We start from the raw sequence: 9,083 nt of genomic DNA, 5'->3' as shown, positions 1-9,083 counted from the left end.
TGCGCACCATTCGCGAGCGCCAAAAGGAGGGCGCCGTGCTCGTGCACTGCTATCATGGAGCCGATCGCACGGGGATTGTGGTGGCGATGTACCGCGTAATCTGATCGGGGCTAGATGCCGCGCGTAGCGAGATGATAGACGGCGGATACGGCTTTAACTCCATGTGGCAGGATATCGCGGGCTTTTTGACGCCGCAAAACGAAGCGCTTATAAGAGCCGAGCTTGGAATTTAGACGAAATTTCGCCCGTTAGGTCAGACGGCGTGAAATTTGTATTCAACTTTTAGCGACGCTATAAACCAAATTTGATGACGGTATCACTGGTATATCCGAAGTGAGATAAATTTAAAGTAAAAAATTTTTAATAGGCCTTAAAGCAATAAAACTTAAAAATTTAGCCAAAACGCATTAAAATTCGAGCATCAAATTTAGCAAAAGGAGCGATTGTGGAAAATTTATTGTTAGCGCAGCTGCGCGAGGCGCTACCGCAGGGCATGCGCGTGCCGAGCGAGACCCAGGCGCTTTATGCGTGGATCGAAGCAAACGGCTTTTATGACGACGTTGGCGGGCGCAGACGCGGCTATCTCTACCCACAGGATCGGCTGCAGCAGAGTTGGAGCGACGATGAGCGAGAGGGCGGCACGGACATTGTCTTTTTCACGGATGATCCGAAAAATCGCGACGAGGAGTTAAGGTATTGGTTTTACGGCGAGGATCGCGAGCTTGCCGCGGAGATCAAGCAGCGGCTTTGCGTGTTCGCAGGCAGCGGCTCGGAGGGCTCGATGTGCGCGCTGTGGCTGGGTGATGCGGGTGAAACGAAGATCGTACACATGGGCTCCGGCTCAGGCTCGATGATGACCTGCATTTTGGCTCATAGTGGACTTGATTTTTTGCGGTTGATTGCGATAGGATACGATGAAATCTGCTGGGACGAGGATTTTAGTGCTCCGCCAAACAGCGAGAATGACGACTTTATCGTGCATCCAAACGTGAAATTTCAGCAGTGGGTAACACAGACGTTTAAAACGACGATCCCGCAAACCGCGCTTGAGCTCGTCACTCCCGCGCATCTAGACGACGAGAACCCGAGCGATGAGTTTTTGATCTGGGCAAATCGCGTCGCGGAGTGAGCTTTAGTATAAATTTATGGTAGGTTAAAATGCACAATGTCGCCGCTTTTAGCGCCGCCAAGCACCCGCAAGTATAACTTATTCTTGGCAAAAAGCTCACTTGCAGGATCAAAAACAGCTGCAAATTTTATTAGCATAAGCCCGAATTTAATTCATTATAAAGCTATAAACGAGAGAAAATTTAGCCCACCAAAAAGCGAGCCAAAAGCTTAATGGCGGCAGTTTTTGCAGTCTTTTACAGTTACGAGCACATTCATCTTTTCGATGAAATTTCCGAGCTTTCTCTCCAAATTTTCCTTGTACTCGCTCAGCGCCTCGCAGAAGTTATAGTCCTCGACATGCCCGCAGCTCTCGCATACGACGTGGATGTGCGGGTAGCTAAAGATATCGTAGCGCGCCTTTTGATTTGGCATATTGACCTCGACGACGAGGCCTTCGTCCTTTAGCATATTTAGGTTTTTGTACACCGTCGCGAGCGATACGGACGGGTTTTCGGCGCAGATCTCCTCATAAAGCTCGTCGATCGTTGGGTGCGTGTGGCGGTCGAGGATTTTGAGCACGCTGAGGCGCTGCGGGGTGGCTTTGAGCCCGTGATTTTTGAGAAGTTCCATATAGTTCATAGTTTTTCCTAATATTTTTTAGCTAAATATACAAAAATTTTATTTAAAACTTCTTTATAGTTGGTAATATAAATTATTATTTACTAAAATTTGTGTCGTTTATGGTCAAATTTATACTTTTTACGAGTTTAAGCGCTATACTCAAGGTAAATTTTAGACCTTTGGGCTTAAATTTGAATGCGATTTAAATTTGATGGTTTGCTCGCCGAATTTAAATAAAAATCCTACTTTTTAATGCGACATAAATTTTGTTATCGATCGTTGCAACCGAACGCCGCTTATCATCACTACCGTAAAATTTATTTTTTGTCGGTTGCGGCGATACCGCAGCGTTTTAGATACGGCTACGTTTTTCAAGCAAAGGCGTAAAAATAGTTTTCGCTAATTGCGATTTTAAATTTAAACAAGCTTCTGTGCCTTGCTGCACGGCTAAATTTACGAGCAAAAATCTACTTAAATTTTACCTTTTTGATATAATCCGCGTCAAATCAAGCACCGGCGCCAAATTTAAGCATTATAAACGGCAAAAAACGAAAGTCTGTAATGTTTTTTAGCGATTTTATCCTAGGACACAGCGAGCAAAACAAACCTTAGCACAAAAGCCTATCGCGACTCAAATTTAACCCAAAAATTCGCTCGCAAGCCAGTCCGTAAAAAAGATAAACGAAGATAAAAATAAATAAAACCGGCTTGATGCGCACAAATTTGCCTGTGCCGTTTAGGAGTGGTAAATCAAAGTAATAGCGGCGGGACCGAGTATAAAAAGGTTTGTTTCGCTCAAATTTTTCGCCTTCTCCGCCTAAATGCGCTCGCCAAAATGCATAAAACCGAAACGCAAAAAAGCTTCAGCTTAAATTTGATCTGCCTTTTGGGCTAAAATTTTCTCGCAAACGCTCGCCGCATCGATACCAAGAGCCCTCTCGACATCGGCCGTAGCGCCGTGCGGGATAAACGCGTCGTCAAACTCAAAGCTAACGATGCGCACGTCAAAAATGCGCCGCTCCTGCAAAAACGCAGCCAAAATCTCGCCTACGCCGCCTTTTTTTGCAGTATCGGAAAAGACGTACCAAATTTTATGCTTGCGCGCGAGCTCTTGCAAAAGTTCGCCGTCAAGCGGCTTAACAAACACTAGATCAACGAGGCTCGGGTCAAATTTGCCGTCCGTTTTTTCTAGTAAAATTTTGCGCGCGGCGTTTGCCTTGCCCACGGCGTTGCCGTAAGCGATAAAGGCTGCTTCGCCGCCGCCCTCGACCAAAATCTCGCCCTTGCCGAGCTTTAGCTCTCGCACCTCAAATTCGCCCTGCGCCAGCGCAAAAGCTCCGCGCGGATAGCGAAGAGCGCAAGGCCCCTCGTGAGCGTAGGCGTAATGCATCGCAAATCTAAAACTATCGGCACAGCGAGGCGCGAAAATAGTTAAATTCGGGATCAAATTTAGATAACTAACGTCAAACGCGCCCTGATGCGTCTCGCCGTCCTCGCCGACGATGCCAGCGCGGTCCATCGCAAAGACGACGTTTAGATTCATGATCGCGCAGTCGTGTACGACCTGGTCAAAAGCCCGCTGCAAAAAGGTCGAATAAATCGCGATAAATGGCTTAAAGCCCTCTTTTGCCATAGCGGCCATCGAGGCGACGGCGTGCTGCTCGGCGATCGCTACGTCCCAAAATCTATCCGGAAATCTCTCCATCAAAGCGTCTATGCCCGTGCCCGTAGGCATCGCGGCGGTAACTCCGACGATATCCTCATGCCTACAGGCGAGGTCTAGTAAATTTTCGGCAAAGAGCGCTGTGGCCGATTTGGCGGCTGATTTTTTGATAGCTTCGCCGCTTTGCAAATCAAACGGACTCACGCCGTGCCAGCTTGCTAGATGCCCCTCGGCCTTTTCGTAGCCTTTGCCTTTTAGCGTCTGAGCGTGCACGACGACGGGCTTTTTCATCCCTTTTGCGACGCTAAAAGCCTCGATGAGCGCCTTCACGTCGTGGCCGTTTACGGGACCGATGTACTCAAGCCCAAGCTCCTCGAAAAACATCCCCGGCGTAAATATCCTGATGCCCTCCTCCATCCTGCGCGCCATATACGCGGCGCCATCTGGCATATAGCTCAAAAATCTCTCGACTCGGCTTTTAAACTTCTGATACAGCGGCCCTGCCATCATCTGCGAGAGGTAGTTACTAAAGGCGCCGATTGGCTTACTGATGCTCATTTCATTGTCGTTTAGGATGATGACGCAGGGATTTTTGATATCGCCTAGCTCGTTTAGCGCCTCGTACGCGATACCCGCACTCATCGAGCCGTCACCGATGAGGGCCACGGGGATGCGATCCTCGCCCTTTAGCTTGATCGCCTTTGACGCGCCGACTGCTAGCGAGATCGAGGTGGAGCTGTGGCCGGCGATAAAGTAGTCGTATTTGCTCTCGGAGGGCTTGGTGTAGCCGCTGATACCGCCAAATTTTCTAAGCGTGTCAAATTTATCCCAGCGCCCCGTGATTAGCTTGTGCGCGTAGCTTTGGTGGCTGACGTCAAATATAAACGGATCTTTTACGGCGTCGAAAACATAATGCATCGCGACGATTAGCTCGACCGCGCCGATGTTTGAGCTCAGATGCCCGCCGTTTGCGCTGACGGTTTGTAAAATTTTATCTCGGAGCTTTCCGCAAAGCGCTTCGAGCTCCTCCATGTTCATAGATTTTACGTCTATCATTGTCCTATTATCTTTTTGATTTTTTCTAGTCTAGCTTCGATCGTGCCCTCGAGGTTGCCCGCGTCGCTAAGCACGATCGCTCCGCCCGCGCTGATGGCTTCGTCGGCGGAGATTTTGACGTTTTGACCGGAGAAATTTTCTTTGATAAACTCGTAATCTTTCGGATTTACCTTTATCTGCACCTCTTTGGCGTCTTTTATCTCGCTAAAAAGCTCCTTACAGATAGCTGCGGCGATGTTTGCCGAATTTAGAGAAATCTCTTTTTTCACGACCTCTTTTGCGATCTCGATTGCGGTAGTCGGTAGCTGCGCTTCGCTAGATGAGATGAGGCTTTCAAATTTAGCCGCCTGCTCCTCTAGCTTATTTATAGATCCCAGATATCTGCTCTCAAGCGCCTTTAGCTCCTCGTCGAATTTAGCCGCCGCCTCGTCTCTACCCTGCTTTATGCCGTCCTCTTTAGCGCGCTGGATCTCGCTCTCTAGGCGTTTAGCAAATTCGTTTTCTTGGTTTTCGATTTGCATTTGCAGCTTTATCATACTGCCGCTCATCTCGTCGGTGCGCTTCAAAAGCTCCTCGATAAAGCTTGACTCAGGCTTAAAATGCCCGCCTTGCTCTTTTGCGTCGTTTAAATTTGAGCTCTCTTGCTCGCCGTTTAAGGCTCGCTCGTTATGCTCGGTCGTGCGGCCGGATTCGCTTTCGTGGGTCGAGCGTGTATCCTCGCTTCTTTTTTCCTGACCTAAAATTTTAAACCGATAGTTTTCTACGAAGTGCTCTTTTGAGCGCTCATTTGTTATTACGCTACTTTTCATTCTATCATCTCATCGCTTTCGCCTATTTGGAACGCCCCGCTTTCCGCTAAGGCCTGAACCTGCTCTACTATGCGGCGCTGCGCCTCTTCGACGTCTTTTACGCGCACCGCTCCCAAAAACTGCATTTCTTCTTTAAACGAATCGCTGGCGCGTTGAGACATACTGGAGAGAAATTTATCTCTCAATGCGTCGCCGCTACCTTTTAGGGCAATCATAAGGTCTTTTTTATCGACGTTTTTAAGTATTTCGCGGATAGCTGCTTGATTGAGGGTGTTAATATCCTCAAAGGTAAACATAAGCTCTTTGATGGTCGTAGCGAGCTTGTCGTCGACGTCCTCGATATATTCGATCGTAGCTTTGGATGCCTTTTGGCCGAGGCGGTTTAACACCTCCGCCACGGCCCTTGGTCCGCCGACTTCGACTTTGTAGGACGTGAGGCTCTCTAGTTTGCCTTCTAGCACCGTTGAAACGCGTTTGATTATAGACGGGCTGATGTCGCCCAAATTTGCCATTCTTACGACGACCTCGCTTCTAAGCTCGTTATTAAAAAACGAAAGCGTCTCGGCTGCGCTGGTTGAGTCCATATGCGCCAAAATAAGCGCGATAGTCTGCGGATGTTCGTTAACAATAAAGTCTGCAAGCTGCTGAGGCTTGACCTTGGTAAGATAACCGAAGCTCTTTGTGTTTTCCATGCTTTTTGCGAGCTTGTCGAGTATCTTTTGCGCAGCTTCCGGACCAAAGGTGCGGTATAAAATTTCTTTCGCGTACTCTAAGCCGCCGCTTCTCATATACTGATTTGACTGCATGAGAGCGTAAAATTCCTCTAAAACCGCAGCAGCTACGCTTTTGTCGGTACTCTTTGCGGTAGCTATATAGCGCGAAATTTCGGTTATGACGTCAACCTCCATATGAGAAAAGAGCAAAGTCGTAACGTCCTCGCCTAGCTGAATAAGCAAAATAGCGACCTTTTCGGGCATCGAAAGGTCGTCGTAAATCATCTTTTGTTGTTCATTTAACTTTATTGCCATTAAAAGTCCTTACGGTTGGTAAAGTCCGAATCGTTTTTTATCATATCTTGAAGCAATACGGCTATCTCTTCGCTGCGATCTTGAACGACTAGTTTCATCTTTTCTAGTAATACATCGTAGCGCAGGTCGTCCTCATTAAAGTTATCTCCGATACCCAGCTGCTCCTCAACCTTTTTCCTAGCTGCTTGAAATTTCTCCAGCGTATCTTCGCTATCCTCGAGCTGAACCTCGTTTTCGGATAGATCGATCTCTTCTTCTTTTACGTCCTCAAGCATTTTGGTCATAAACGGCGTAATGACTTTCTTGTAGAATACATATAGTAAGATCGCTACAAAAAGATACTTTAAGATAGGTAAAAACGGCACTACGTAAAGCTCGAAAAAGGACTGAACTTTGCTAGCCGGCGTCTGTCCGTCTTGACGCTGGAACTCAAAGTTACTAACAGTAACCTCGTCACCTCTGTTTGGATCAAAGCCGATAGACTGGCGAATAAGAGCGTCTATACGTGCTAGCTGCTCTTTATCAAGCGGTACGTAGGCTATTTCGCTAGTTGGATTTCCTTTTTCGTCTTTTTTATTTTCGTATTTTCCATCCACGACGACAGCGGCGCTTAGGCGGTTTATCTTAGCAAACTGATCCTTGACGCGCTCGACTTTTTTTGAGATTTCATAGTTTGTCGTAGATGAGCTTTTTGAATACAGCTCTTTCATTTTACCGTCTTGCAGGCCTTCGACCGGACCGATATTGCTCACAGCTCCCGGCACGCCTTGCACTTCGGCTTCTTTACTACCTTGGCGTTTTTCTTCGACGTTTTGTTCGCTTCTAGCTACAGAGTTTGGATCAAAGGTCTCGCTTTGGCTATCTTTTCTAGCAAAGTCAAAGTCTATCGTTACTTTGGCTACGACCTTATCCGAGCCACCAACGATAGGCGATAGGACGTTTATGATTTTTTCTTCGAGATTGTGCTCGGCGTCGCGTTTGTAGCGGATTTGTTGCGTGATCTGATCGCTATCGTATTCGCCGTCCTCCTCGCCAAGCGGCACTCCGTCCTGGCTCACGATTTTGACTTGCTCTGGTTTTAAATTTGCCACCGCGGCCGCGACTAAATTTTTAATGCCGGTAATTTGTTTTAAATTTAAGCTCTGCCCGTCTTTTAAATTTAATACGATAGACGCACTTGGCGGCGTGGCTCGCTCGGTAAAAATCGTTTCTTTGGGTATCGCGATACGCACGATGGCTTTATTTATCGGCGCTAGACTTTCGATCGTGCGAGCTAACTCTCCCTCGAGCGCACGCTGAAATTTGACCTTTTGCTCGGCATCCGTCGCGCCGAATTCTTGTTTATCGAAAATCTCAAATCCAACCTTGCCGTCTTTTAAAATCCCAAGCGACGCGATCGAGATCCTCTCGCGGTAAACGTCCGAGTTTGGCACCAAAATCGTGCCCTCGTTTAAAATTTTATACTTTACCTTATCTTTTTCAAGTTGCTGGATTATCAGCGCAGAGTCTGCGGCGGAAGTGTTTTCAAAAAGTACGCTATAGCCGTCGTAGTTTTCGTTTGAGCTTTTGTGAATGCTCAAAAACACTAAAAAACCGACCACGAGCACGACCGAGCCCGCGGCGACTAGGCGCTGTCTTAACGAGAGGTTGTGATAGACCTGTCCGATTTGTTGAATTGCGGTTTTGAAATCCATTTACTTTAAATTTCCCCCAATTTGTTTTAAAACTACGTCGTTTTGACTAGGCAGTCCGATCGTTATGCGAACCGCGTTTAATCCGTAGCCTTTTAGATCACGTAAAATTATACCTTTTTTTAACAGATTTTGAGCAAGCTCGCTCGCGTTTTGACGCTCAAATTCAAAAACGATAAAATTTGTAAAGCTCGGCAAATGCTTTATACCATGAAGATCGGCAAATTTTTCATACTTTTTCATCTCCTCAAAGTTCGTCTCAAGCGTCATTTTTACGAATTCTTCGTCTTTTAGCGCCTCGATAGCCGCTTTTAAACTAAGCGTCGTTATGTTAAACGGCGCTCTTAGCTTACCCAGCTCGCTCATCACGCTTTCTTCGCCGATGCCGTACCCTACGCGCATGCCGCCAAGGCCATAAGCCTTAGAAAACGTGCCCAGGTATATCGCGTTTGGAAATTTAGCTATGAGTTCGCGCGGCCTTATCTCTTTTTTCGCGTCTTTAAATTTAGCAAACTCCTGATATGCGCCGTCGATAACCACGAGCGTATCGGCGTCAATCTGCTCTAAAAATTTATAAATTTCCTCGGCGTCTAGGCAGCCTCCAAGAGGATTGTTTGGTACACACAAAAATATAACGCCGATCTCGTCTTTTTTGGCCTTATAAATTTGCAAAAACTCGCCCAGGTCATGCTCTTTACTCTGAGTTTTAAAAACCTTCGCACCCGCTGCTTTAGCGTAAATTTCATACATCGCAAATGTTATGCCTGCAATCAAAATTCCCTTATTAGCGTTTGCCTTTGCGTGCACGGCAAATTCTATTATCTGATCGCTTCCCGAGCCTATTACGATAGATTTTTCGCCCACACCAAATTTACTAGCTAGCGCAGCCTTTAGCTCGAAGTAGCTGTCGTCCGGGTAGAGGTGCATTTTGTTTACTATCTCGCTGACTGCTTTTACTACCGCAGGGCTCGTGCCGTACGGGTTTTCGTTGCTGGCTAGCTTGATGACGTCTTTGGCGTCGATGCCGTATTCGCGCACGACTAGCTCGATAGGTTTGCCCGCCTCGTAGCTCACTAAATTTGCCAAATTTTCGTTAAATTTCATC

General features: G+C 47.0%; 8 protein-coding genes. 2 read left to right on the top strand and 6 right to left on the bottom strand.

Annotated elements, in window-relative coordinates; translation table 11 throughout:
- Nucleotides 1–8: 8 nt before the first annotated feature.
- Together Q0394_RS04180 and Q0394_RS04175 are read left to right on the top strand one after the other, a co-directional pair.
- On the top strand, nucleotides 9–104 hold the full coding sequence (locus Q0394_RS04180; protein WP_298945646.1) for a tyrosine-protein phosphatase: 96 nt from the start codon (nucleotides 9–11) through the stop codon (nucleotides 102–104).
- 341 nt (nucleotides 105–445) lie between these two features.
- Nucleotides 446–1,129, top strand: coding sequence for an SMI1/KNR4 family protein (locus Q0394_RS04175; RefSeq protein ID WP_298945611.1), 684 nt, complete (start codon nucleotides 446–448; stop codon nucleotides 1,127–1,129).
- Nucleotides 1,130–1,338: 209 nt separating this feature from the next.
- Here Q0394_RS04175 and Q0394_RS04170 read toward each other — a convergent pair whose 3' ends face one another.
- The 6 genes from Q0394_RS04170 to hisC all read right to left on the bottom strand — a co-directional run bounded on the left by Q0394_RS04170 (nucleotide 1,339) and on the right by hisC (nucleotide 9,082).
- A complete protein-coding gene (locus Q0394_RS04170) occupies nucleotides 1,339–1,749 on the bottom strand; it encodes a Fur family transcriptional regulator (RefSeq protein ID WP_002947300.1) in 411 nt (136 codons plus the stop codon).
- Nucleotides 1,750–2,599: 850 nt separating this feature from the next.
- Nucleotides 2,600–4,447 (bottom strand): 1-deoxy-D-xylulose-5-phosphate synthase, encoded by a 1,848-nt coding sequence (gene dxs / locus Q0394_RS04165; RefSeq protein WP_298945647.1) that lies wholly within the window; start codon nucleotides 4,445–4,447, stop codon nucleotides 2,600–2,602.
- Nucleotides 4,447–5,259, bottom strand: coding sequence for a flagellar assembly protein FliH (gene fliH / locus Q0394_RS04160; protein ID WP_298945612.1), 813 nt, complete (start codon nucleotides 5,257–5,259; stop codon nucleotides 4,447–4,449). Before fliH ends, dxs begins: the two co-directional genes overlap by 1 nt.
- Nucleotides 5,256–6,287, bottom strand: coding sequence for a flagellar motor switch protein FliG (gene fliG / locus Q0394_RS04155; RefSeq protein WP_039895120.1), 1,032 nt, complete (start codon nucleotides 6,285–6,287; stop codon nucleotides 5,256–5,258). Before fliG ends, fliH begins: the two co-directional genes overlap by 4 nt.
- Nucleotides 6,287–7,981, bottom strand: coding sequence for a flagellar basal-body MS-ring/collar protein FliF (gene fliF / locus Q0394_RS04150; protein ID WP_298945613.1), 1,695 nt, complete (start codon nucleotides 7,979–7,981; stop codon nucleotides 6,287–6,289). Before fliF ends, fliG begins: the two co-directional genes overlap by 1 nt.
- On the bottom strand, nucleotides 7,982–9,082 hold the full coding sequence (gene hisC / locus Q0394_RS04145; protein ID WP_298945614.1) for a histidinol-phosphate transaminase: 1,101 nt from the start codon (nucleotides 9,080–9,082) through the stop codon (nucleotides 7,982–7,984).
- Nucleotide 9,083 lies beyond the last annotated feature (1 nt).

Origin of the sequence: uncultured Campylobacter sp., assembly GCF_938039205.1 — a bacterium.
Classification (GTDB): Bacteria; Campylobacterota; Campylobacteria; order Campylobacterales; family Campylobacteraceae; genus Campylobacter_A.
Note: the sequence above shows the minus strand (reverse complement) of the source record. Positions and strands in the feature narration are given on the sequence as shown.

Bases quoted from the DNA above. Each gene is read 5' to 3' on its own strand.
- hisC (WP_298945614.1), bottom strand. From the start codon at position 9,082: ATGAAATTTAACGAAAATTTGGCAAATTTAGTGAGCTACGAGGCGGGC.
- Q0394_RS04170 (WP_002947300.1), bottom strand. From the start codon at position 1,749: ATGAACTATATGGAACTTCTCAAAAATCACGGGCTCAAAGCCACCCCG.
- fliF (WP_298945613.1), bottom strand. From the start codon at position 7,981: ATGGATTTCAAAACCGCAATTCAACAAATCGGACAGGTCTATCACAAC.
- fliH (WP_298945612.1), bottom strand. From the start codon at position 5,259: ATGAAAAGTAGCGTAATAACAAATGAGCGCTCAAAAGAGCACTTCGTA.
- fliG (WP_039895120.1), bottom strand. From the start codon at position 6,287: ATGGCAATAAAGTTAAATGAACAACAAAAGATGATTTACGACGACCTT.